The 22,036-nt window shown below is 63.6% G+C and carries 21 protein-coding genes; 15 read left to right on the plus strand and 6 right to left on the minus strand.

Annotated features, from left to right (window positions below; genetic code table 11):
• The first annotated feature begins 66 nt into the window (after positions 1-66).
• The 5 genes from NKI19_RS08560 (at position 67) to NKI19_RS08580 (ending at position 5,623) form a co-directional block, all read left to right on the plus strand.
• Complete coding sequence (locus NKI19_RS08560) at positions 67-912, plus strand: carbohydrate ABC transporter permease (RefSeq protein ID WP_352489456.1); 846 nt, start codon at positions 67-69, stop codon at positions 910-912.
• Positions 909-1,751 (plus strand): carbohydrate ABC transporter permease, encoded by an 843-nt coding sequence (locus NKI19_RS08565; protein WP_352489455.1) that lies wholly within the window; start codon positions 909-911, stop codon positions 1,749-1,751. Before NKI19_RS08560 ends, NKI19_RS08565 begins: the two co-directional genes overlap by 4 nt.
• A 21-nt stretch (positions 1,752-1,772) precedes the next feature.
• Positions 1,773-2,813, plus strand: a complete 1,041-nt coding sequence (locus tag NKI19_RS08570) for an ABC transporter ATP-binding protein (RefSeq protein WP_352564789.1) — start codon at positions 1,773-1,775, stop codon at positions 2,811-2,813.
• Positions 2,814-2,845: 32 nt separating this feature from the next.
• Positions 2,846-4,126, plus strand: a complete 1,281-nt coding sequence (locus NKI19_RS08575; protein WP_352489453.1) for an amylo-alpha-1,6-glucosidase — start codon at positions 2,846-2,848, stop codon at positions 4,124-4,126.
• An 81-nt stretch (positions 4,127-4,207) separates the two neighbouring features.
• Entirely contained in the window at positions 4,208-5,623 is a 1,416-nt protein-coding gene (locus NKI19_RS08580) for an FAD-binding oxidoreductase (RefSeq protein WP_502899253.1), read from the plus strand.
• A gap of 35 nt (positions 5,624-5,658) precedes the next feature.
• Here NKI19_RS08580 and NKI19_RS08585 read toward each other — a convergent pair whose 3' ends face one another.
• From NKI19_RS08585 to NKI19_RS08595, 3 genes are all read right to left on the minus strand, one after another.
• On the minus strand, positions 5,659-6,588 hold the full coding sequence (locus tag NKI19_RS08585) for a pseudouridine-5'-phosphate glycosidase (RefSeq protein WP_352493459.1): 930 nt from the start codon (positions 6,586-6,588) through the stop codon (positions 5,659-5,661).
• Positions 6,589-6,600: 12 nt separating this feature from the next.
• A complete protein-coding gene (locus NKI19_RS08590; RefSeq protein WP_352564790.1) occupies positions 6,601-7,710 on the minus strand; it encodes a carbohydrate kinase in 1,110 nt (369 codons plus the stop codon).
• An 88-nt stretch (positions 7,711-7,798) separates the two neighbouring features.
• Positions 7,799-8,302: a zinc-binding dehydrogenase gene (locus NKI19_RS08595; RefSeq protein ID WP_352493461.1), complete on the minus strand. Its 504-nt coding sequence runs from the start codon at positions 8,300-8,302 to the stop codon at positions 7,799-7,801.
• Here NKI19_RS08595 and NKI19_RS08600 point away from each other — a divergent pair.
• Complete coding sequence (locus tag NKI19_RS08600; protein WP_352564792.1) at positions 8,290-8,598, plus strand: FadR/GntR family transcriptional regulator; 309 nt, start codon at positions 8,290-8,292, stop codon at positions 8,596-8,598. The two genes, NKI19_RS08595 and NKI19_RS08600, sit on opposite strands and share 13 nt — an antisense overlap.
• A 43-nt stretch (positions 8,599-8,641) precedes the next feature.
• On the opposite strand, the gene NKI19_RS08605 is transcribed toward NKI19_RS08600, so the two are convergent.
• Positions 8,642-9,490, minus strand: a complete 849-nt coding sequence (locus tag NKI19_RS08605; RefSeq protein WP_352493463.1) for a MurR/RpiR family transcriptional regulator — start codon at positions 9,488-9,490, stop codon at positions 8,642-8,644.
• 186 nt (positions 9,491-9,676) lie between these two features.
• Between NKI19_RS08605 and murA the strand changes: the two genes are divergently transcribed.
• The 9 genes from murA (at position 9,677) to NKI19_RS08650 (ending at position 20,334) form a co-directional block, all read left to right on the plus strand.
• The gene (gene murA, locus NKI19_RS08610; RefSeq protein ID WP_352564794.1) at positions 9,677-10,933 is read left to right on the plus strand and encodes a UDP-N-acetylglucosamine 1-carboxyvinyltransferase; all 1,257 of its coding nucleotides are present in this window, start codon (positions 9,677-9,679) and stop codon (positions 10,931-10,933) included.
• Positions 10,930-11,820: a glucosamine kinase nucleotide-binding domain-containing protein gene (locus tag NKI19_RS08615; protein WP_352493465.1), complete on the plus strand. Its 891-nt coding sequence runs from the start codon at positions 10,930-10,932 to the stop codon at positions 11,818-11,820. The genes murA and NKI19_RS08615 overlap by 4 nt, the downstream gene beginning before the upstream one ends.
• Before the next feature lie 185 nt (positions 11,821-12,005).
• Complete coding sequence (gene murQ, locus NKI19_RS08620) at positions 12,006-12,929, plus strand: N-acetylmuramic acid 6-phosphate etherase (RefSeq protein WP_352493466.1); 924 nt, start codon at positions 12,006-12,008, stop codon at positions 12,927-12,929.
• A 99-nt stretch (positions 12,930-13,028) separates the two neighbouring features.
• Positions 13,029-14,549, plus strand: coding sequence for an ABC transporter substrate-binding protein (locus tag NKI19_RS08625; protein ID WP_352493467.1), 1,521 nt, complete (start codon positions 13,029-13,031; stop codon positions 14,547-14,549).
• A gap of 33 nt (positions 14,550-14,582) precedes the next feature.
• Complete coding sequence (locus NKI19_RS08630) at positions 14,583-15,542, plus strand: ABC transporter permease (protein ID WP_352493468.1); 960 nt, start codon at positions 14,583-14,585, stop codon at positions 15,540-15,542.
• Positions 15,542-16,381 carry an ABC transporter permease gene (locus NKI19_RS08635; protein ID WP_352493470.1) on the plus strand — a complete coding sequence of 280 codons (840 nt, stop codon included), beginning with the start codon at positions 15,542-15,544 and terminating at the stop codon, positions 16,379-16,381. Before NKI19_RS08630 ends, NKI19_RS08635 begins: the two co-directional genes overlap by 1 nt.
• A complete protein-coding gene (locus NKI19_RS08640; RefSeq protein ID WP_352493471.1) occupies positions 16,378-18,126 on the plus strand; it encodes an ABC transporter ATP-binding protein in 1,749 nt (582 codons plus the stop codon). The genes NKI19_RS08635 and NKI19_RS08640 overlap by 4 nt, the downstream gene beginning before the upstream one ends.
• A 70-nt stretch (positions 18,127-18,196) precedes the next feature.
• Positions 18,197-19,198, plus strand: a complete 1,002-nt coding sequence (locus tag NKI19_RS08645; protein ID WP_352493472.1) for a serine hydrolase domain-containing protein — start codon at positions 18,197-18,199, stop codon at positions 19,196-19,198.
• A gap of 5 nt (positions 19,199-19,203) precedes the next feature.
• Positions 19,204-20,334 carry an anhydro-N-acetylmuramic acid kinase gene (locus NKI19_RS08650; RefSeq protein ID WP_352493473.1) on the plus strand — a complete coding sequence of 377 codons (1,131 nt, stop codon included), beginning with the start codon at positions 19,204-19,206 and terminating at the stop codon, positions 20,332-20,334.
• On the opposite strand, the gene NKI19_RS08655 is transcribed toward NKI19_RS08650, so the two are convergent.
• Both NKI19_RS08655 and NKI19_RS08660 read right to left on the minus strand, forming a co-directional pair.
• The gene (locus NKI19_RS08655) at positions 20,331-20,762 is read right to left on the minus strand and encodes a GNAT family N-acetyltransferase (RefSeq protein ID WP_352493474.1); all 432 of its coding nucleotides are present in this window, start codon (positions 20,760-20,762) and stop codon (positions 20,331-20,333) included. The two genes, NKI19_RS08650 and NKI19_RS08655, sit on opposite strands and share 4 nt — an antisense overlap.
• Positions 20,763-20,811: 49 nt before the next feature.
• Positions 20,812-21,993 (minus strand): MFS transporter, encoded by a 1,182-nt coding sequence (locus NKI19_RS08660; RefSeq protein WP_352493475.1) that lies wholly within the window; start codon positions 21,991-21,993, stop codon positions 20,812-20,814.
• Positions 21,994-22,036 lie beyond the last annotated feature (43 nt).

The following is a 22,036-nucleotide window of genomic DNA, read 5'->3' on the forward strand; positions in this document are numbered from 1 at the left end:
CCCGGGCGTCCGGACTTTAGCGCTCTGGGCGCCCACCCTTTTCAAGCGTCGAACAGAGAGCGCTCCATGCACGGCAAGGCCCTGCCCTATCTGCTGCTGATGCCGGCGACGCTGTTCCTTTGCGTCTTCTTCCTCTACCCGTTCGCGCTGGTCGCCTTCGAGGCGTTCACCCGCGACGGCAGCTTTACGCTCGACAACTTCCGCACCATGGCGGGCAGCTGGAAGTTTCCGGTCACTGTTCGCAACACGCTGCTTCTCAGCGCCGTCGTCGTGCCCATCCAGCTGGTCATGGCGCTGCTGATGGCAACGATGGTGTCGCGACTTGCGGCCGGGCGCAGCGCTGCGCTTTACATCTTCGCTATTCCGCTTGGCATCTCCGATCTCGCCGCTGGGCTGATCTGGCTCGCCATCTTCGACCAGTCCGGCTTCCTCAACACCTTGCTCTCCAATCTCGGCGTCATCGACAGGCCGGTCATGTTCCTCGGCTACCAGAGCAAGCTGACGATCTTCATTGCCGTGGCGCTGGCCGAGATCTGGCGCGCGACCGCCATCATGATGGTCATTCTGGTCGCCGGCATGGGGCTGATCCCCCGGGAATACTACGAGGCGGCGGAGGTTTTTGGTGCTAGTCCGTGGAAGCGCTTCATCAAGATCACGCTGCCTCTGCTGCGCCCCAGCCTGCAGACGGCGATCATCCTGCGCGTCATCCTTGCCTTTGAGGTCTTTGCCGTAGTTGCAGCACTCGGCGGCACCAATCTGCCGGTGCTGATGGGCGAGACCTACAATTGGCAGTTCACGCTGCAGGACCGCAATGTCGCCGCCGCCATGGCGCTGTTCATCCTCGCCATCTCGATCGGTTTCACGCTGTTCTTCCTGCGGGTGCTGCGTGTGCCGAAGGAGGCGCGGATATGAGCACCGTCGCGGAGCTCTCGATCGCCGCGCCTGAGGCCCGCAAAGCCGGCAACTGGTTGTTGGTCGCCACCGTCATCCTGCTTTGCGTCTGGGTGCTGCTGCCGATCTATCTGTTGATCGTCAACGCACTGTCGTCGCCGGAAGAGGTGACCGCCTTTCCCAAGCGCTTCTTCCCGTCATTCGATTTCGGCAGCCTTTCTTTCTTCATCAATTTCGCCGGCGTCGCCAGGGCGCTGTGGAACTCCGTCCTCGTCGCCACGCTGACGATGCTCCTCTCGATCGGCTTCGGCGCACCCGCCGGCTACGCGCTGTCGCGCTTCGAATTCCCGGGCAAGGAGACGTTCCGTTTCCTCGTGCTGATGACCCGCGCCTTCCCACTGCCGTTGCTGGCGCTACCGCTGGCGGTGATGTTCATCCGCACCGGCCTCGACGATACCGCGATCGGGCTGGCGCTGGTCCACACCACGCTGGCGCTGCCGTTTGCGGTGCTGATCACCTTCTCGCTGTTCTCCGGCATTCCCGTCGAGCTGGAAGAAGCGGCCTGGACGCTCGGCTGCACGAGATTGCAGGCATTCCGAAAAATCATTCTACCGCTGGCGCTGCCGGGTATCGCGGCATCGGCGGTATTTGCCTTCACCATCTCCTGGAACGAGGTGTTTGCCGCCGCCGTGCTCACCATCGACAACCGGACGCTGACCGCCTTTCTGCTGCAGAGCCTCGGCGAATCGCCGCTCTACCTCAAATTCGCCGGTGGCGCGGCATTGGTCATCCCGGCGCTGATCTTCATCTTCGCCGTTCGCAAATATCTGTTCGCCATGTGGGGGATCGCCAACCGATGACGCGCACAAAAGAGAACGCCGATGGCTGAGATCGCCATCAAACAGGTGGCAAAGCGTTTCGGCAGCTTCACCGCACTGCATTCGATCGACCTGACCATCGCCGACCAGGAATTCATGGTGCTGCTTGGCGCCTCGGGTTGCGGCAAGACCACGTTGCTGAGGATCGTCGCCGGGCTGGAAACGCCAAGCCAGGGCGAAGTCTGGATCGGCGGGCGCCGCATCGACCATCTGCCGCCGCGCGAGCGCGGCATCGCTATGGTGTTCCAGAATTACGCCGCCTTTCCGCACCTGACCGTGTTCGAGAACATCGCCTTCGGCCTGCGCATGAAGAAGCTGCCGCAGCAGGAGGTCGAGGGGCGCGTCAACCGCACTGCAGAGCTCATGCATATCGAGCAGCTTTTGAAGCGCTATTCGGGCCAGCTTTCCGGCGGCCAGCGCCAGCGCGTGGCAGTCGCTCGGGCACTTGCAATGGAGCCGGACGTGATCCTGATGGACGAGCCGCTGTCGAACCTCGATGCGCTGCTGCGGCTCGAAATGCGCGCCGAGCTCAAGGGCGTGCTCGCTGCGTCCAAGACCACCACCATCTACGTTACCCATGACCAGGTCGAGGCGATGAGCCTCGCCGATCGCATCGCCGTCATGCACGAGGGCCGTATCGTCCAGGCCGCCTCGCCGGTAGAGGTCTACCGCAATCCGGCGGCCCGCTTCGTCGGCTCTTTCATTGGCAACCCGCCGATGAATTTCATCCCGGCGACGAAGGCGGCAGACGGCAGCTGGACCGTCGCCGGGCTGACGCTGCCTGGCCCGAAATCGGACAAGCAGACGATAGAATTCGCCATTCGCCCCGAGGATGTCGACGCCGGCACCGAAGGACTGCACGCCACCGTGCGCGTTGTCGAGCCGCTCGGACCGCACACGCTGGTCACCTGCGATGTCGGGGGCGGCCTGTTCCGCGCCATCCTCGAATCGAATGCCACGGTCGCAGTCGGCGATCACCTGCGGCTTTCGCCCAAACCCGACCGCATCCGCTGGTTCGATCCCGAAACCACCAAAGCTCTTTGATCCCATTCGATTCTGAAAGTACGAACGCCCCGATGATATCTCTTGCTGTCGACGAAACCATCGCCCGCGCCGTCGAGGTGCTCAGGGAAAACGACCAAGGCACCTATACCATACCGACCAAGGGCCTCTATCCGTTTCAGTGGAACTGGGATTCCTGCCTGACCGCGCTCGGTCTTGCCCACTATGACGAGGCCCGGGCCTGGACTGAGATCGACACGCTGTTCGCCCACCAGTGGCCAGACGGCATGGTGCCGCACATCGTGTTCCATGTCTGGAGCGACGGCTATTTCCCCGGACCTGAGGTCTGGCGAACGGACCGCCCGACCGCCACCTCGGGCATCACCCAGCCGGCGGTCGCCGGCTTTGCCGTGCGCCGCCTGTTCGACCGGGGAAAGGACAAGAGACTGGCAGCCGAGCGCGCCCGTGCGCTCTTGCCAAAAATCGACGCCTGGCACCGCTGGTTCTACGAAAATCGCGACCCGAACGGCGAAGGGTTGGTCGCCATAATCCACCCATGGGAGTCCGGCCGCGACAATTCCATCGACTGGGACGACGCCTTCGAGCGCGTGCCGACCGAAGGCGTCGAGCCCTACACCCGCCGCGACATCCTGCACGCCGATCCGGCGCATCGTCCAACCGAGGCACAGTATGACCGCTATATCTGGCTGTTGCAGCATTTCCGCGGGCTTGGCTGGGAGAATGCCAGACTGCACGATGCCTCGCCATTCCAGGTCGTCGATCCCGGCTTCAACGCCATCTTGATCCGTTCCGCTGCCGATCTTGCCGATCTCGCCGAGACACTTGGCGAAATGGAGATCGCCAAGGCCAACCGCGCCCGTGCCGAAAAGGGGCTTTCGGCAATGGAACGGCTGTGGAGCGACGCGCATAGCCAGTACATTTGTTTCGACCGAGTGGCCGGAAAGCTCGTTGACAGCGCGTCGGTCGGCGGCATTCTGTCGGTGTTTTCGGCCATCCCGGAAAGCCGGGCAGCGACCATCGCTGCAACGATCGAGCGCATCGCCGGCAAGGCGCGTTACATCGTCCCCTCGCACGATCTCGATGATCCCCGCGTTGATGCCAAGCGCTATTGGCGCGGCCCGGTCTGGCTGGTGGTCAATTACATGATCGCCGACGGCCTTGCCGCCGCCGGCCACAGCCAAATCGCACAACGGATCACGCAATCCAGTCTCGAGCTGATCGCCGAGAGCGGTTTTGCCGAATATTACGATCCCCTCAGTGGCGAGCCGCTCGGCGGCAATCGCTTCACCTGGACCGCAGCGATGGTGATCGAGTTCCTGAAAGGCAGAGCCTGAGGCCGTCCACGATTGGCAGTCCCGCACAGGTTTGACAAACAGCAGTCCGTGTCTATCGTCGGCCTGTTGCAGGAGCGGCGCATGACGACAACATCCGTGAGCGCTCTGTCCCCGCTGACCGCCGAGCTTCTGTCGCGACTTGAGGGTCGGCTGGATCGGTCGGCGATCGTCTCGGCCGATGAGGCCGGGCCGCGTTACAGGGAAGACCCCGACGGCAAGACCGGTGCGCGGCCGGAGGTCGTGCTGCGACCGCGCACTGCCGGCGAGGTGTCGGACATACTGCGCCTGTGCAATGAAATCGGGCAGAGGCTTGTGATCCAAGGTGGCCGGACCGGGCTCGCCGGCGGCGCTCGCGTCCAACCCGGCGAAGCTGTGCTGTCGCTGGAGCGCATGACTTCCGTTGAAGCCCTCGACCGCGAGGCGGCGACCATCATCGCCGAGGCCGGCGCGCCGCTGCAAACGGTGCAGGACGCCGCCGATGAGGCCGGCTTGCTGTTCGGCGTCGACATCGGAGCGCGCGGAACGGCCACCGTCGGCGGCAATGTCGCCACCAATGCCGGCGGCATCCGCGTGCTGCGCTACGGCATGTACCGGGCGCAGGTGCTTGGGCTGGAAGCGGTGCTTGCCGACGGCAGTATCCTGACCTCGCTCAAGGGTTTGGCGAAGGACAACTCCGGCTACGACCTCAGCCAATTGTTCATCGGCAGCGAGGGCACGCTCGGCGTGGTCACGCGCGCATGCCTGCGGCTGCATCCGAAGCCGGCCACCGAGATCAACGCCTTCTGCGCGCTCGCTTCGCTGGACGCAGCGATCACGTTGCTTGCGCTGCTCAGGCGGAAGCTCGGGCCCTTGCTGTCGGCCTATGAGGTGAATTTCGCACCGCTCTATGGCGCCATGATCGCCGGCATGGAGGCGCCGGCGCCGCTGCCCGCCGGCTCGCCCGTCTATGTGCTTGCCGAGATACAGGGCAGCGAGCCCGACCGCGACGGCGAACGTTTTGCCGCGGTGCTGATGCAGGCGGTTGAAGATGGCGTGATCGACGACGTGGTCGTCTCGCAATCGCCGCGCGAATTCCGGGCGCTCTGGGCGGTGCGCGAGGAGGCCAACCGTTTTCTGTTTTCGATGGCAGGCCTGATTGGCGTCGATGTCAGCATCCCACTGGCGAGAATGGCGACTTTCCTGCGCGAAACAGAAGCCGCCATCAGGGCCGCCGACCCTGGCGCCGACATCTACGTCTTCGGCCATCTCGGCGACGGCAATCTGCATTATCAGGTTCGCACCGCGGATCCGGCGGCCGCATACGGCGTCGTGTACCGCGGTGTTGCCGCCGCCGGCGGCGGCGTCTCGGCCGAGCATGGCATCGGCCTCGACAAGAAGGAATGGCTGCACCTTGTGCGCAGCGACGCCGAGATCGCGGCCATGCGCCGCCTGAAAGCAGCCTTCGACCCGAACAACATCCTCAATGCCGGGCGCATATTCGACCTCGCACCGGGCTGAAATCGAAGGCAGGTAGCGCTGGCCGGGTGCTGCCTCTATCCGGTCGCGCCCTTTAATTCCGCATGCGCAACCGCGATGCGGGCAGCAAGCGCGGCGTTGTTGCGGACCAGCGCGATGTTGGCCTTCAGGCTGCGGCCCTGCGAAAGCTCATTGATGCGTGCGAGCAGAAACGGCGTTAGCTCCTTGCGCCCGATGCCGCGCTTCTCGGCCTCAGCCACGGCCGCTGCGATCGTGCCGTCGATGAACGCCGGATCGAGCGCGTCCGCTTCTGGGATAGGGTTGGCGACGAGAATGCCGGTGCCGGATTCCATCTCGTCATGCAGCAGCATGGCTCGCGCGATCTCGTCGGGCGTGTCGAGGCGATGATCGGCCCTGAGCCCGCTGGAGCGGGTGTAGAAGGCCGGAAAATCGTCGCTCCGGTATGCGATCACCGGCACGCGCTGCGTTTCCAGATATTCCAGCGTCTTCGCAATATCGAGGATCGACTTGACTCCGGCGCAGACAACGGTCGTGCCGGTTTGGCCGAGTTCGGTCAGGTCGGCGGAGATATCGAAAGTGGCTTCGGCGCCGCGATGCACGCCGCCGACGCCGCCGGTCGCAAAAATACCGATCCCGGCTAAAGCGGCAATCCGCATCGTCGCCGAGACGGTGGTTCCGGCCGAGCCGCCGCGCACCATGATGGCGGCGAGATCGCGCCCGGAAGCCTTGACCACGCCCTTTGCCGCTGCCAACTCTTCCAGTTCATTGTCGTCAAGTCCGACCTTGATCTTGCCGGCGAGCACCGTGATCGTGGCGGGAACGGCGCCGTTTTCACGCACCACGGTCTCGACACCGCGAGCAGTTTCCAGATTGGCCGGATAGGGCATGCCGTGGGTGATGATCGTCGATTCCAGTGCCACCACGGCGCGGCCTTCATCAAGCGCCGTAGCGACTTCGTCGTTCAAGTGGACAAGGGAAGGTTTCATATCATCTCGCTTTCAGGCAGGAACGCGATACATGCCGGCGGCAAGGAAGCGCGGCGACAGATCGGGATGGACGTTGGATTCGCTCTCGGTGGTCAGTGTGGCAAGCAGCGCGCCGGTGCGCACGGCATGAGCGACCGGCTCACCCGAAAGCACCTTGTACAGAGTGCCGGCAATCATCGCGTCACCGGCGCCGGTGATATCGACGGGCTGCGCCGGGACGGAGTGCATGGTCGTCACACCGCTCTCGGTCGCAACGGCAAATCCATGCGCGCCCACGGTCACGATCACCTCGCCGGCGCCGGCCGCGCGCAGCGCTGCCGCTGCCTCCTCCGGCGTCAGCCGCCTGTCGGCATCTGTCATGCCGAGCATCGTATTGGCCTCGTCATGATTGGTGAACAGAAGATCGATGCCGGTCAGGTCCTTCGGCAGGCGCGCTGATTTCGGCGCCGATACCGTGTCGACTGCGAGCTTGAAGCGCGCACCCTGCTTGCGCGACATCAGTGCTGCGATAGTCGCGGCCGGCAGATTGCAGTCAATGAACACCCATGTCGCCGAAGCCAGATGCGGCCAGAAGCGGTCGAGATAGGACGACGAAAACAGATCGAAGATCTCCATGTCGGCAATGCCGAGCACGAGATCGTTGTTGCGGTCGAGGATGGCCGCGTATTCCGCCGTCGGCCGCTCCGTGGTGGTGATGACCTGGCTGACATCGGCGCCAAGATCGCGCAGGTGCCGCACCAGCGAGCGGCCGGTTTCATCGTCGCCGACGATCGAGACGAAGCTTATGTCGACGCCGAGGCGGGCAAGGTTTTCGGCGACGTTGCGGGCAACCCCGCCGAAGCTGCGATAGCCGTCGACCGGGTTCGACGTCTCGAAAATCAGATCCTTCCTGGCGTGGTATTTGCGGTCGAGCACCGCGCCGCCGACGCAGACAATGCGCTTGGACGTCGGCAAGACATAACCACGGCCGAGAATGTAGCCCTTGTTGACGAGTTGCACGATGTGGGCCGCGACCGTCGAGCGGGCGATGCCGAGCGCGGTTGCTATGTCCTGCTGGCCGGCAAACGGGTTCGCCGCAATGAGGTCGAGAACCGCTTGTTCTTGTGCTCCAAGGTCGTCCATTTGTCCTATCCGGGCCCGTCAAATTCGAGGCTGAACGCTGTCGCAACAACAGATGACATTGTCAACATTTGTTTCGACCGAGTGTCGGCTACGGCACCAGCACCAATGCGCCCGTCGTTCGCCTGGCTTCGAGGTCGCGGTGAGCGTCGCCGGCATCGAATAGGCTGTAGCGCTTGGGCGGTTCAATCCTGACGACACCCTGTCGTAGCGCGGCAAAAAACCGCTCGACGTGCGGGGCCAGTCTTTCGGGCGTGTCGGTGTAATGCGTGTAGTTGGGACGCGATATGGTGATCGACTTCGATGCAAAGCGGCCGATGTCCCAATTGCCGATCGGCCCTGACGCCTGACCGAAACTGACGAGGTGACCGCGAATGCGAAGCGCCGCCAGCGAGCCGCCGAACGTATCATTGCCGACCGCATCGTAGACGACATCGGCGCCGACGCCTCCCGTCAGCCGCATGACGGCCTCAGTGAAATTCTCGCGCGAATAGACAATGACATGATGCGCGCCAAGGCGTTCGACAATGCGCGCCTTGTCGTCGCTCGACACCGTTGCAATGACCGTTGCGCCGAGATGGCGTGCCCATTGCACCAAAAGCTGGCCGATGCCGCCGGCGCCGGCATTGGGATGCCGAGTTCCACCACCGCGTCTTCGCCTGCTGCCGTAATGGCTTCCTGAAAGAGATCCACAATCTCATGCGCACGATCCGCAACCAATCGCCTTGGTTCGAAATGAAAAAGCGCTCATTCTCGGAGGAGCGCAGGCGCGTTTATTGCGACGAGCATCAGGCGATATTGGACGCATTGCTGCGCCGTGATCCGGAAAGCGCCAACCAGGCGATGCTCGCCCATCTCAAGACAGTCGAGCGCAACCTTCTGGGCCGCTAGTAAACGCACTGGTCAAGGAGGGCGGGTGAGACGCGTCCAACGACTAAGCCTTCAGCACCGAGACGGCCAATTCGCTGTTGTGGACGTATTCATTGGCGTCGGGCTGCTTCTGCACGAGCAGGATGAACAGCAGGTCGGTTAGCGTCAGTTGTGCATCACGCGCGGTTATCGATGAAGAGCGCGCGCGCTCTTCATCGGCGATCGTGTAGAGGCGAATGTCGGCAACCCGGATCAGCGGATTGTCGCGAAGTCCGGTGACGGCGATAACGGTGGTGCCACGTTTGCGAGCGAGTTCGGCTATCCGCAGGGTTTCGATGCTCGCCCCGGAATAGGAGAGCGCGAACAGCACGTCACCTCGTCCAAGCGTCGAGACGTTGGCCATTTGCACATGGCTGTCGCTGTCGTGCAGCACGTTGCGGCCGAGCTTCATCAGCTTGTAGGAAAAATCGCGCGCCACCAGCGAGGAGGCGCCGACGCCAGCCAAATGAATGCGGCGCGCACCGTTCAAGGCTTCAAGGGCCTTGCCGATTTCTTGTTCGGTGTTGGCCGCGACGGTCTGCTGCATCGACGAAAGCTTGCTGCCGATCAGCTTGCGCAGGATGACCAGATAGCTGTCGCCGACCTCGATCGAACCGTGGATCATGCCGGCCGGCACGTGCCAATCCTGCGACTTGGCCTCGCTGACGGCGAGCTTGAGCTCCTGATAGCTGGCATAGCCGAGCTTCTGGCTGAACTTGACGACGCTCGACTGGCTGCGGCCGATCTCGGCGGCAAGCCCCGCCGTCGACAGGCGGAGCATCTGGTCGGGATTGTCGACGATATAGCGCCCGATCTCGCGGTCGCCGGGCGCCATGACTTCGAGCTTGGCCTCGATCTTCTTCAGGACGGACATGCGTTCCCCCGTTGCCTGTCATCGACAATGCCAAGCCAAGGAATAAATTATTCCGTCTCTGATTGACAGCCAAGAATGAACCATCAAATCTCGACCGGTGCGGTTTCGGCCCAGCCTTCGGGCACGTCGACGATTCGGAGATGAAAGATCGTAGACTCGGCGACAGCTCGGGATTAGGTCAGAGCCATGGACAAATTGCGGATCGTCGGCGGGCACAGGCTTGAGGGCGCGGTGACGATCTCCGGCGCCAAGAACGCGGCCTTGCCGCAAATAGCGGCGGCGTTGCTTAGCCCCTATCCGCTGCAGCTGACCAACCTGCCTGAGGTGACGGATGTCGACAACATGCTTGGCGTCGTCGGGCTTCATGGGGCCGAGGTCACCCGATCGGCGCATGCCGCCACAATCGATACCAGTGCTGCCGTCTCCAGGGAGACAAGCTACGATACAGTCAGGCGCATGCGCGCGACGGTGCTGGTTCTCGGTCCACTGCTTGCCCGCTTCGGCCATGCCCGGGTCTCGCTGCCTGGCGGCTGCGCGATCGGCGCACGGCCGGTCGACATGCATGTCGCCGCACTTGCCGCACTTGGCGCCGATATCGCGATCGAAAACGGACTGATCGTCGCGTCGGCGCCGGGCGGACTGAAAGGCGCGCGCATCGTTTTGAGCTCGCCGTCGGTCGGCGCGACCGAAACGGCGATGATGGCGGCGACGACGGCAAAAGGAGAAACCGAGATCCTCAACGCGGCGCGCGAGCCGGAGGTGGCCGATCTTGCCGCCTGCCTGAACGCCATGGGCGCGCGGGTCGAGGGCGCCGGCACGCACCGCATCCTGATCGCGGGCAGCACAGACTGGCGCGCCGCCACGCACGACATCATCCCGGACCGGATAGAGGCCGGCAGCTATGCCGTCGCAGCGGCTATCACCGGCGGCCAGCTCGAGCTGACCCATGCGCGGCTCGAGCACATGGCATCCGTCGTCCAGTTGCTCGAAGCAGCCGGTGTGAAAATATGGCCGGGCGACCGCGGGCTGATCGTCTCGAGAGACGGGTCGCTCAAGGCGGTCGACGTGACGACGGAACCTTATCCGGGCTTTCCGACCGATCTCCAGGCGCAGTTCATGGCGTTGATGTGCTGTGCCGAGGGCGCTTCGCTGTTGCGCGAGACGATCTTCGAGAACCGCTTCATGCATGTGCCCGAACTGATGCGGCTCGGCGCCAACATCAAGCTGCAAGGCACCATGGCGCTGGTGCGCGGAGGCGAGAAGCTGAAGGGCGCGCAAGTGATGGCGACCGACCTGCGCGCCTCAGTCTCGCTGGTGCTGGCAGCGCTGGTGTCGGAGGGCGAGACGACGATCAACCGCGTCTATCATTTCGATCGCGGCTACGAGCAGTTGGACCGCAAGCTTCGGCTGTGTGGCGCCCAGATCGAACGAATAAGGCAATGAGTACCCGTACGGCGTCTCCGCATTATTTCCTGGGCGTCGATGGCGGCGGAACCGGCTGCCGGGCGCGTGTCGAAGACGAGGCAGGAACCGTGCTCGGGCAAGGCCTGTCGGGCCCGGCGACAACGCGGCTCGGTATAGAGGCGGCCTGGGCCTCGATTGCCAAAGCCTTTGGCGCGGCGATCGAAGAGGCAGGGTTCGCGGCGGCGGAAATCGCCAGAATCCGCGCCGGTGTCGGTGTTGCCGGTATCGGCCGTAAGGGTGCGCTCGAGGCGTTTCGTGGCATCGAACATCCCTTTGCGACCATCGACTTCGTCAGCGACGGCATCGCGGCTTGCCTTGGCGCGCATTCGGGTCAAGACGGCGCTATCGTCATAGCCGGGACCGGTTCGATCGGGCTCGGCTTTGTCGAAGGGCGAGACCTGCGCGTCGGCGGCTACGGTTTTCCGATTTCCGACGAGGGCAGCGGCGCCGATCTCGGACTGAAGGCAGTGCAGCTTGCCTTGCGAGCCCATGACGGCCGGCATGAGCGGACGGCGCTGCTGGCCGAGGTGATGCAGCGCTTCAAGGACGATCCGTTCGAGGCGGTGGCCTGGATGGACCGCGCCAGCGCGACCGACTATGCCGCCATGGCGCCGATGGTGATCCGCCATGCCGACCAGGGCGATCCGGCCGGTCGGCGGATCGCGCAGGGCGCTGCCGAGCAGATCGACACGTTCGTGCGGGTGCTGTTCGAAAAAGGCGCGCCGCGGACTACGCTGCTCGGAGGTTTGTCCAGCCCGCTTGAGCCATGGCTCGCTCCCGACGTCCGCCGACGGCTGAAGCCGGCCGACGGCGACGCGGTTTCGGGAGCCATAATCCTGGCCAGAAAATCGCTCTGCCGCCAGTGATGCCTTGCTCGGCAAGGAATATAATATTCCTGCTTTCCGTTGACAGAGGGAATATCGAATTCTAAAAAGTTAACGAAACAGAACCGGCGCAGCCGGTACGGAGTCGACGGCCAGGTGCAGGCACTGGACGCCGCTTGCCGCGGGCATCACAGTCCTGCTCGCAGTCGCATTTGAAGGTAAGCGAAGTGGTCGAACAAGGCTTGATGTCGGAGCTGGAGCGGCTGGTTTCCGAGGACCGGAACCCGAAGACGATGGACATCGATCTGTTGCCGACCCTCGAGGTGCTGCGCAAGATCAATGACGAGGACAAAGGCGTTGCGGCAGCCGTCGAGAAGGTCATCCCCGACATTGCGGCGGCCGTGGACCGGATCGTGAGCGCGTTCCAGAAGGGTGCACGCCTTGTCTATATGGGCGCCGGCACCAGCGGCCGGCTCGGCGTCCTCGACGCCTCGGAATGTCCGCCGACCTTCGGCGTACCCGAGGACATGGTGGTGGGCCTGATCGCCGGCGGTGTCGACGCACTGGTGCACTCTGCGGAAGGCGCCGAGGACGATCCGAAACAGGGAATAAAGGCGCTGCAGGACATCAAGCTGACCGCCGGCGACGTGGTGGTCGGCATCGCTGTCAGCGGACGCACACCCTATGTCATCGGCGGCTTGACCTATGCCAAGCAGGTGGGAGCCACCACCGTGGCGCTGTCCTGCAATCCTCGATCGACCATTGCCGGCATTGCCGATATTGCCATCTCTCCGGTGGTTGGCCCGGAGGTCCTCACCGGCTCGACCCGGCTGAAATCGGGAACCGCGCAAAAGCTGGTGCTCAACATGCTGTCTACCGCCAGCATGATCCGCATCGGCAAGAGCTATCAGAACCTGATGGTCGATCTCAATCCAAGCAACAAGAAGCTTGTCGCCAGGGCGGTCAGGATCGTGATGCAGACGACCGGCTGCGCGGCACAGCAGGCACGACAGGCACTCGACCAGACCGGCAATGATGTAAAACTGGCAATCCTGGTGACGATCACCGGCATGGGTGTCGAAGAAGCACGTAAGGCGCTTGCCAACGCGGGAGGTTTCCTGCGCAAGGCGATAGGCGAAAAGACGGTGTAAGGCCGCATGGATACTGGGCCGATGTTCCGGGGCATGTGTTCCTTTGAAGCGGTCCGGGGAACTGCAAGGCATCACGTTTAACAATAATGGGAGACGACAATGGTACGGCACATTGGCAAGAAACTGCTTTCCGGCATGACGCTCGCGGCAATGATTGGCATCGCCGCGATCCCGGTGCAGGCGAGTGCGGCGACGCTGCACATGGCGTGGTCGCAGGACGCCACCGGTCTTGATCCCCACAAGCAGACGGCATTCTCCTCACTGCGGCTGCTGGAGCTGATCTACGAACCGCTGGTGCGGCTCGACGCAAACCTGCAAATCACGCCCGCGATTGCCGATTCATGGCAGTTCTCGCCGGACGGCAAGGAGCTGAGCTTCAAGCTCAATCCGAAAGCAAAATTCCAGAACGGCGCCGCCGTGACCTCGGCCGATGTCAAGGCATCGTTCGAGCGCATACTCGACGAGAAGACGGGTGCTGCGGCGCGCGCCAACTTTCTCTCGATCGCCAGCATCGACACGCCCGATCCAGCCACCGTCGTGTTCCACCTCTCGCAGCCGGATGTGCCGATCCTGACGGCGATGAGCGACGTCAATGCGGCGATCGTCCCGGCAAGCGAAATCACGGCCGGCTCGATTGGCACGACGACGATCGGCTCAGGTCCTTTCAAGCTCGAGAAATGGGATCCGAATTCCAAGGAAGTGCTTGTCGCCAACAAGGATTGGGCGGGCGGCACGATCGGTGTCGACGGCATCGAGATCAGCGTGCTGCCGGACGAGACGGCGATCCTGGCAGCGATGCGCACCAAGCAGATCGATTTTGCCCTGCTCAACGACCCGCTTGTCGCCACGCTGGTGCCCAAGGAAGCCAGCCTGCAGTTGAACCGCGTGCCGGTGCTTGCCTATCACGTGCTGCAGCTCAATCCTTCCCGCAAGCCGATGACCGAACTCAAGGTGCGTCAGGCGATCTCCTGCGCCATCGACCGGCAGGAAGTGCTGGACACCGCCTCGCTCGGCGAAGGCAAGGTCACCGGCCCGCTGACCATCCCGGCGCTGGCGACCGATCCAAGCAAGTTGTTCTGCTATAAGCGCGACATTGAGAAGGCCAAGCAGTTGATGACTGAGGCCGGCTACGCCGACGGCTTTTCGGCGACCGTGATCGGCGCCACCGGCGAGCCGCCGACGGCAGCGGCGGAAGCCCAGGTCATCCAGTCGCAACTCGCAGAAATCGGCGTCAAGCTCGACATCAAGATGATGGAGCTCAACGTCTATGTCGATGCCTGGCTGAAGGGTGATTTCGACATGGCCGTCGCGCTGAACGGCGGCAGGGCTGATCCCTACACTATGTACAACCGCTACTGGACCAAGACGGGCAATCTGCAGAAGGTCGCGAACTATATCGACGACACGCTGGACAGCCTTATGCAGAAGGGCCGCACCGAGACCGACCCGGCAGCGCGCAAAGCGATCTTCGCCGACTTCGAGAGGCACATCACTGAGATGTCGCCCTGGATCTGGCTCTACACGTCCTACAGCTACACGGCACAGCAGAAGAATATCGCAGGATTCGAACCGGTGCCGACAGGTTCGCTGTTCAGCCTCGCCAAGGTGACGATCCAGTAGCTCTTTGATGCCGGACGAGAGGATGTTCTTCGCGTGAACTATCTGATGCGGCGACTGGCGACCTTCCCTCTCGTCCTGCTTGGCGTGTCCATCGTGGTGTTTCTGGCGATCCGGATGGTTCCGGGCGATTCGATCACGGCAATGCTGGGGACCGAAGCCGGCCTGCTGACGCCGCAGCAGCGCGATGCGCTTGCAGCTTATTTCGGCATCGACCAGCCCTGGTTCATCCAGTACTGGCGCTGGCTGCTTGGTCTTTTCCAAGGTAATCTCGGCATTTCGTCCACCTATGGCAGGCCGGTGCTCGACGTCATCCTCGAGCGTTTCCCGCTAACATTGGAGCTCGCCCTGCTGTCGATGGTCATCGCCCTGGTTGTCGGCATACCGGCCGGGATTTTTGCCGCCACCCATAATGAAAAGCTGTCCGACCTCGGCGTGCGCGTTGTCGCAATGATCGGGCAGTCGACGCCGAACTTCGTCCTTGCCCTGCTGATCATCTACACGCTGTCGGCGGGGTTTGGCGTTTTGCCGGCGATGGGCGAGTTTTCGCCGCTGTGGCAGGATCCGCTGCGCAATCTCGGCCAGCTGTTGCTGCCTGCGGTCACGCTTGGATTTGCCTTCGCGGCTTCGGTGACCCGCATATCGCGTTCGGCGATGCTCGATGTGCTCAGCGACGACTATGTCAGGACGGCGCGCAGCAAGGGCGTTTCGGCGCGCGGCGTCATCTGGCGGCATGCTTTGCCCAACGCGCTCATCCCGGTCGTGACGCTGAGCGGCATAGAGTTCGGCTATCTCCTGGGCGGGGCAGTCATCGTCGAGCAGATCTTTGCGCTGCCCGGTCTCGGCCGGATGGTGCTGGACGCCATCCTGCAGCGCGACTATGCGCTGGTGCAGGGAAGCGTACTGTTCATCGCCTTCAACTTCATGATCGTCAATCTCCTCGTCGACCTCGCCTATGTCGCGCTCGACCCGCGTATTCGGCTAAGCGAGGACTGATGGCGACATTGCGGGCTATACTTGCGCACACCAGCGGCCGCATCGGCGGTGCCATTGTTGCGCTTTATCTGCTGCTTGCCGTACTTGGCATGCTGGGGCTGACGCCGCACAATCCGCTGACGCAGCACCGGGTCGAGCGGCTGCATGCGCCTGACAGCACGTACTGGATGGGCACGGATCTGTTCGGCCGCGATGTCGCAAGCCGGCTGATGACCGGGATCGGCCAGTCCTTCATCGTGGCCTTCTTTTCGGTCGCCTTCGCGACACTGGCCGGCACCGTGCTCGGGCTGGCGGCAGCCTGGTTCGGGCGCCGCTGGGACGGCCTGGTGATGCGCATCATGGACGTTGTGCTGGCGTTTCCGGCGATCCTGCTGGCGCTGCTGATCGTCGCGGTTGCGGGACCGGGAACCTCGACCAGCGTCATTGCCATCGCCATCGTTTACACGCCGATCTTCACCCGCGTCGTGCGAGGTCCGGCTCTGTCGCTCAAGGCGCGCGAGTTCGTCGACGCGGCCCGCACGTTCGGCAGCAGTGCGGGCTACATCGTGACACGGCATCTGCTGCTCAACCTGGTAGCGCCCCTGACGGTTCAGGTGACGCTGGCGCTGGCTTGGGCATTACTGACCGAAGCCGGCTTAAGCTTCCTCGGGCTCGGCACGCAGCCGCCCGCCGCGTCGCTCGGCCTGATGCTGAGCGACAGCCGCAATCTGATGGAGACAGCGCCCTGGCTGATGATCTTCCCGGGGGTGGCGATCATGATCAGCATCCTCGGTTTCAATCTGCTCGGTGATGCCTTGCGCGATGTCCTCGACCCGAAGATGCGGAGATCGATCGCATGATCCCGCTGCTGTCCGTCAGCGATCTGCGCGTCGGCTTCGGCCGCAACCCGAAAGCCAATGAGGTCGTGCGCGGCGTCAGCTTCGATCTCGCCGACGGCGAAACGCTGGCCATCGTCGGCGAAAGCGGCTCGGGCAAGTCGGTCACGGCGCTGTCGATCAATCGCCTTGTCGATTATGGCGGCGGCCGCATCACCGCGGGCTCGATCAAGCTGAGACGGGCCGACAACAGCATTTTCGACCTGACCGCCGCGGCCGAGCCGCAACTGACGAAGATCCGCGGCGGCGAAATCGGCATGATCTTCCAGGAGCCGATGACCTCGCTCAATCCGGTGCTGACCATCGGCAGGCAGATCGAGGAATCGTTTCGCCTGCATCGCGGCCTGACCGGCCGGCAAGCGACGGCGGCGGCCAAGGACGCGCTCGACCGCGTGCGTATTCCCGACGCTGCACGGCGGCTGAAATACACGCCCAATCAGCTTTCGGGCGGCATGCTGCAGCGGGTGATGATCGCCATGGCGCTCGCGTGCAACCCGCGCCTGCTCATTGCCGACGAGCCAACGACGGCGCTGGATGTTACTGTGCAGGCGCAGATCATGGCGCTGCTCGCGGAGTTGAAGCAGGAAACCGGGATGTCGATGATCTTCATCACCCACGACATCGGTCTGGTTGCGGGCATCGCCGACAAGATCATGGTGATTCAAAGCGGAGAAGCTGTCGAGCAGGGCGGGTTGAACCAGATATTGGACGATCCGCGGCATCCATATACCCGGCATCTGCTGCATGCGGTGCCGCATTTCGCCGGCGGCGGTGCGACACGCAGGGACGCGCAACGTGAAAAGCAAAAAGCTGCCGAGCCGGCGCTGAAGGTCGATGGCCTCGTAGTGCGATTTCCGGTCAAGGGTGGTTTTCTCAGTCGTACCAGCGGTGCCATCCATGCGGTGGACGGTGTGGATTTCGAGCTGATGCCGGGCGAGACATTGGCGGTCGTCGGCGAGAGCGGTTCCGGAAAGTCCACCACCGCCCGCGCGATTCTGGGGCTGGTGCGCTCGACGCGCGGCACAATCTCGGCCAGCACGCGCAAGGCCGCCGCCGGGCAGAGCGCGCTTCCCGTGCAGATGGTGTTCCAGAATCCCTATGGCTCGCTCAATCCCAGACTCACCATCGAAAGCATCCTCGCAGAGCCGGTGATCGCCACCGGCGGACGGATAACTGCTGAAACCAGGGCGAAAATGGCCGCGCTGTTGAAACGCGTCGGCCTTCCGGAGAACAGCCTGCAGCGCTATCCGCACGAATTCTCCGGCGGCCAGCGGCAACGCTTGTGCATCGCTCGCGCGCTAATGCTCAATCCTTCGGTTGTCGTCCTCGACGAAGCGGTTTCGGCGCTCGATGTGTCGGTGCAGGCCAGGGTGCTGGAGCTTTTGATCGAGCTGCAGCGTGAATTCGGGCTGGCCTATCTGTTCATCTCGCATGACATGGCTGTCGTCGAGCGGATCGCCCATCGCATTGCGGTCATCTATGCCGGCCAGATCGTCGAGATCGGCGATGCCAGATCGGTGCTCTCGGAGCCGAAGCACTCCTATACCAAACAGCTTATCGCGGCCGTTCCCTCCATAGACCGGCGGCATGAACGTTTCGAGCTCGACACGCGCCAGGTCCCCTCGCTCGTGCGTCCGCCGGGATTTGAGCCAGGCCCAGCCAATTGGCAGCAATTCGGGCCGGATCATAGAGCGCGGGTGGACTTGTGATGATTATCACCCGAAAGCATGCAGAGTCAGGCCGACAGCCTCCTCGCTGCCGTTCAGACGGAGGCCGCAATTGATCGACCATGATCTCTTCGACCGCGCATTCGCCCCGCTCGAAGCGGCCGTGGCTGCGTCGCGCATTCCGGGCGGCGTGCTCGGCATGGTCGACCGGGACGGTCAACGCATCGTCCGGGCAATCGGCTCAGCCCAGCGCGTGCCGACGGTGCGGCCGATGCATGCCGAGACCTGGTTCGATCTGGCATCCCTGACCAAAGTCATCTTCACCACGCCGCGTATCCTGGCACTGGCGGAAGAAGGTGTCATCGACCTCGACGCGCCACTGATTTCGGTCCTGCCTGACCTCCGCCAATATGACGAAAAAGCCTGGGAACGGAACGTAACGTTTCGCCAGTGTCTCGGCCATCAGACACCGTTTCCCGCCGTCGCGCCGATCTACACCTATGGGCGTGACCCCGAGCTGCTGCGCGCCTTCATCCTGCAGCGCGAGTGGCAGGTCGGGGAGCCGGTCTATTCCGATATTAACTTCATTCTGCTCGGCTTTGTTCTGGAGCGCCTGGCCGGCAAGACGATTCGCGACATGGATCCCGGTCCGGGCTTCGCGTTCTCCGCCGAACCGGATCGAGCGGCGGCCACAGAAGACTGCACATGGCGCCATCGCGTGCTCTGCGGCGAAGTCCACGACGACAATTGCTCGGCATTGCAAGGTGCCGGTCACGCCGGCCTGTTCGGAACGGCGGCTTCGGTCCTCGACTTTGCGCGAGGGCTGCTGGACGGGAGCGGCGCATCCGCGAGTTCGATAGCGCTGATGCGCACGCCCTTGTCGGCAACACGCACCCATGGCTGGGAGCTGCCCTACGAAGGCTGGTCCGGCGGCCGGCTGTGCAGCCCAGGTACTATCGGGCACACCGGCTTTACCGGCACCGGGCTGTGGGTTGATTTCGACGAAGGCAGAGCCTGGACCTTGCTCACCAATCGGATTCATCCGACACGTCATTTCAACAGCGGGATCGCATCGCTACGGCAATCGGTCGGCGATCTCGTCAACGGAGCCTGACAATCATGAATCCGAAAAATGGCGAACCAATATGGGCCGTCGGCCTGATGACCGGCACCGTGCTGGACGGCAATATCGATGTCGCGCTGATCAAGACCGACGGCGAGCGGATCGCGGATTTCGGCACCTACACGCTGGCCCCCTACCCGCAGTCGATCCGAACCTTGTTGGAAGAGACGCTGCGGCAGGCAAGGAGCTGGAACTTCACCGGGCCGGAACCGGCAATCTTCCACGAAGCAGAGGAGGCGCTGACGCGCGCCCAATCCGCAGCGGTCAAGGATCTTGTCGAAAGCCACGGCCTGACCATGGCCGACATCGGCGTCGTCGGCTTCCACGGCCAGACCGTGCTGCACCTTGCCCCGCAAGTGGGCCGACTGGGCCAGACCCGCCAGCTCGGCGACGGCGAGCTGATGCACGCAATCCTGGGCACCAAAGTTGCCTATGACTTCCGCTCGGCCGACATGCGCGCCGGCGGACAAGGTGCGCCGCTCTCGGCCGCCTATCACGCCGCGCTGCTGCGCGAAGCCGACGCCAGCGGCGACACGGCGGTGCTCAATCTCGGCGGCGTCGCCAACATCACCTGGTGGGACGGCAAGGACAATATCGTTGCCTTCGACACCGGGCCGGCCAATGCACCGCTGAACGATTTCATCAAGTCGAAGGGGCTCGGCGAAATGGACCGCGACGGCGCGCTGGCTCGCGTCGGGATGGTCGACGAGGCACGGCTGGCCAAGCTTCTGCAGCATCCGTATTTGACCAAACCCTACCCGAAATCGCTGGACCGTTTCGATTTCGGCGCCTCGATGGCGGACGGAATGAACGCCGCAGATGGCGCAGCCCTGCTGACGGCCTTCACCGCGGCCGCCGTCGGCAAGGCGCTCGATCTTCTGCCGCGCCGGCCGAAGCGGCTGGTGGTCAGCGGTGGCGGTCGACACAACCCAACGATCATGGCCATGCTTGCCAGCCGCGCCGGTGTCGACGCCGTGCCGGCCGAGGCGCTGGGCTGGAAGGGCGATGCGGTGGAGGCCGAGTGTTTTGCCTTCCTGGCTGTGCGCGTGCTCAGGGGCTTGCCGATCAGCTTCCCCAGCACGACCGGCGTGCCCCAGCCCATGTGCGGCGGACGCCTTGCCGGCTAGTCAGGCTTCAGCTTCTTCTGCAGGAAGATACGGCTGCGGCCAATGGGGAAATCGGCAAGCACGCCGAAGGGCAGATAGCCCTGGCGCTCATAGGCCTTGGCAGCCTTGGGATTGAACGTGTCGATCCAGGCGCCGTGACAGCCGCGCGCGATCGCCTCCCTCTCGGCCGCCTCGAGCATCCTGCCGGCCATGCGCTGGCCGCGCAGTTTTTCATCGACCCAGAGCCATTGCACATAGAGCCAGCCCCAGGCGGTATATCCCGAGATGCCGGCGACAATAGCACCGTGCTCATCGCGCACGAACACGGCCAATGCCTTCCTGCAGGAGGCGCCGACATCACTGTCGTTGAATGCCGTAAGCCGTTCCCCGAGAAAAGCCAGTTCCTGCGGCAGGGGATTGGCGGTTGTCTCAAGCGTCGTATTGTCCATCCATCAAGCATCTATCGAAGGACCGGACCGAGACGCAAGCCTGGCTGCGCTATAGCTTCGGCGAACGCCACGCCGCCGCAGCAGCAGCGATCAGCATCAGCAAGGCTGCAACCACCGCCGACGCCGCAAAACCGAATGTGGAATAAAGCGGCCCGAACGCCGTGGTGCCGACGAACACCGCAAGATAGGTCACCGCGCTGTTCAAGCCCATGATCGTGCCGCGGCGCGCAGGATCGAGCGCCGAGAGGCGCATCACCAAGACGTTCAGCCCGAAATGATTGGCAAGGCCCCAGACGGCTATCATCGCTATGGTCAGGCCGAAGCTGCCACTTGCCGCAGCAATCGCGACATAGACGACCGCGACGAGCAGGTAGGCAAACGGCATGACACGCCGCGGGCCCAGGCGGTCGATTACGCCATCAAGAAATGCCGCCGCACCAAAGCCGGCGCCATAGGCGAGCGCGGCAAGCCCATTGGCACTGACCGGCCGTCCCAAGCCATTGTGAAGATGATCGCCAAGATAGCCGTAGACGCCGTAGAACGCGGTCATGAAGGCGGCGCAGGCAACCAGAAGCGGCACGATGCCGGGAACGCTCAAGGCGCCTAGCGGCGTCGGCGCCGGACCGCTCTTCCTGACATCGCTCAACGACGTCAGCGACAGGCTGGCCAAGGCGAGTGCTGCCAGCACCGCGACCGCCGCGAAAACGGCGCGCCAATGCACCAGGTCGGCAAGTACGGCCGACAGCGAAACGCCGGCGACCATGCTTAGCGTCCAGCCGGTCAGCACGACGCCTATGGTGCCGCTTTCACGACCGGGCGGCGCAATCGCGGCGGAGCTGGCGTAGATTGCCGGCATGGCGACACCTGCAGCGATGCCGGCGAGAAGCTGGGCCGCGATCAGCGCCGGCACGGTCGGCGCAGCGGCGCTGGCGACGAGCGCAATTGCCAGCAGCAGCAACGCCGCTTGCAGCATGCGGCGGGCGCCGAGCCGGTCGATGTAGCGCGCCAGGAACAAGGCGCTTGCCGACGTACCGAGCCCGAACGCGGCGGACGCGATCATAACCGCCGGCACGCTTGTGCCGAACGATGCGGCCACAGCCGGTGCGATCGGACCGAGCACCAGCGAGTTCGAGCCGATCACGGCAATGCACCCGGTCAGCAGGTAAGCGAGTGCCGGGATTGGCGGCTTGGGGGCCGCTGCGAAGGTGGCGACTTGATCAGTGTTCGACATATGGCAATAATGGCCGTATTAAATTCTGCATCAATCGGGAATT

Origin of the sequence: Mesorhizobium sp. M0751 (assembly GCF_040320265.1) — a bacterium.
In the GTDB taxonomy this organism is placed as follows: Bacteria; Pseudomonadota; Alphaproteobacteria; order Rhizobiales; family Rhizobiaceae; genus Mesorhizobium.

What these genes read in the sequence shown, in the direction of transcription:
- NKI19_RS08560 (WP_352489456.1), top strand. Translation starts at nt 67, where the DNA reads ATGCACGGCAAGGCCCTGCCCTATCTGCTGCTGATGCCGGCGACGCTG.
- NKI19_RS08565 (WP_352489455.1), top strand. Translation starts at nt 909, where the DNA reads ATGAGCACCGTCGCGGAGCTCTCGATCGCCGCGCCTGAGGCCCGCAAA.
- NKI19_RS08570 (WP_352564789.1), top strand. Translation starts at nt 1,773, where the DNA reads ATGGCTGAGATCGCCATCAAACAGGTGGCAAAGCGTTTCGGCAGCTTC.
- NKI19_RS08575 (WP_352489453.1), top strand. Translation starts at nt 2,846, where the DNA reads ATGATATCTCTTGCTGTCGACGAAACCATCGCCCGCGCCGTCGAGGTG.
- NKI19_RS08580 (WP_502899253.1), top strand. Translation starts at nt 4,208, where the DNA reads ATGACGACAACATCCGTGAGCGCTCTGTCCCCGCTGACCGCCGAGCTT.
- NKI19_RS08585 (WP_352493459.1), bottom strand. Translation starts at nt 6,588, where the DNA reads ATGAAACCTTCCCTTGTCCACTTGAACGACGAAGTCGCTACGGCGCTT.
- NKI19_RS08590 (WP_352564790.1), bottom strand. Translation starts at nt 7,710, where the DNA reads ATGGACGACCTTGGAGCACAAGAACAAGCGGTTCTCGACCTCATTGCG.
- NKI19_RS08605 (WP_352493463.1), bottom strand. Translation starts at nt 9,490, where the DNA reads ATGTCCGTCCTGAAGAAGATCGAGGCCAAGCTCGAAGTCATGGCGCCC.
- murA (WP_352564794.1), top strand. Translation starts at nt 9,677, where the DNA reads ATGGACAAATTGCGGATCGTCGGCGGGCACAGGCTTGAGGGCGCGGTG.
- NKI19_RS08615 (WP_352493465.1), top strand. Translation starts at nt 10,930, where the DNA reads ATGAGTACCCGTACGGCGTCTCCGCATTATTTCCTGGGCGTCGATGGC.
- NKI19_RS08625 (WP_352493467.1), top strand. Translation starts at nt 13,029, where the DNA reads ATGGTACGGCACATTGGCAAGAAACTGCTTTCCGGCATGACGCTCGCG.
- NKI19_RS08635 (WP_352493470.1), top strand. Translation starts at nt 15,542, where the DNA reads ATGGCGACATTGCGGGCTATACTTGCGCACACCAGCGGCCGCATCGGC.
- NKI19_RS08640 (WP_352493471.1), top strand. Translation starts at nt 16,378, where the DNA reads ATGATCCCGCTGCTGTCCGTCAGCGATCTGCGCGTCGGCTTCGGCCGC.
- NKI19_RS08650 (WP_352493473.1), top strand. Translation starts at nt 19,204, where the DNA reads ATGAATCCGAAAAATGGCGAACCAATATGGGCCGTCGGCCTGATGACC.
- NKI19_RS08655 (WP_352493474.1), bottom strand. Translation starts at nt 20,762, where the DNA reads ATGGACAATACGACGCTTGAGACAACCGCCAATCCCCTGCCGCAGGAA.
- NKI19_RS08660 (WP_352493475.1), bottom strand. Translation starts at nt 21,993, where the DNA reads ATGTCGAACACTGATCAAGTCGCCACCTTCGCAGCGGCCCCCAAGCCG.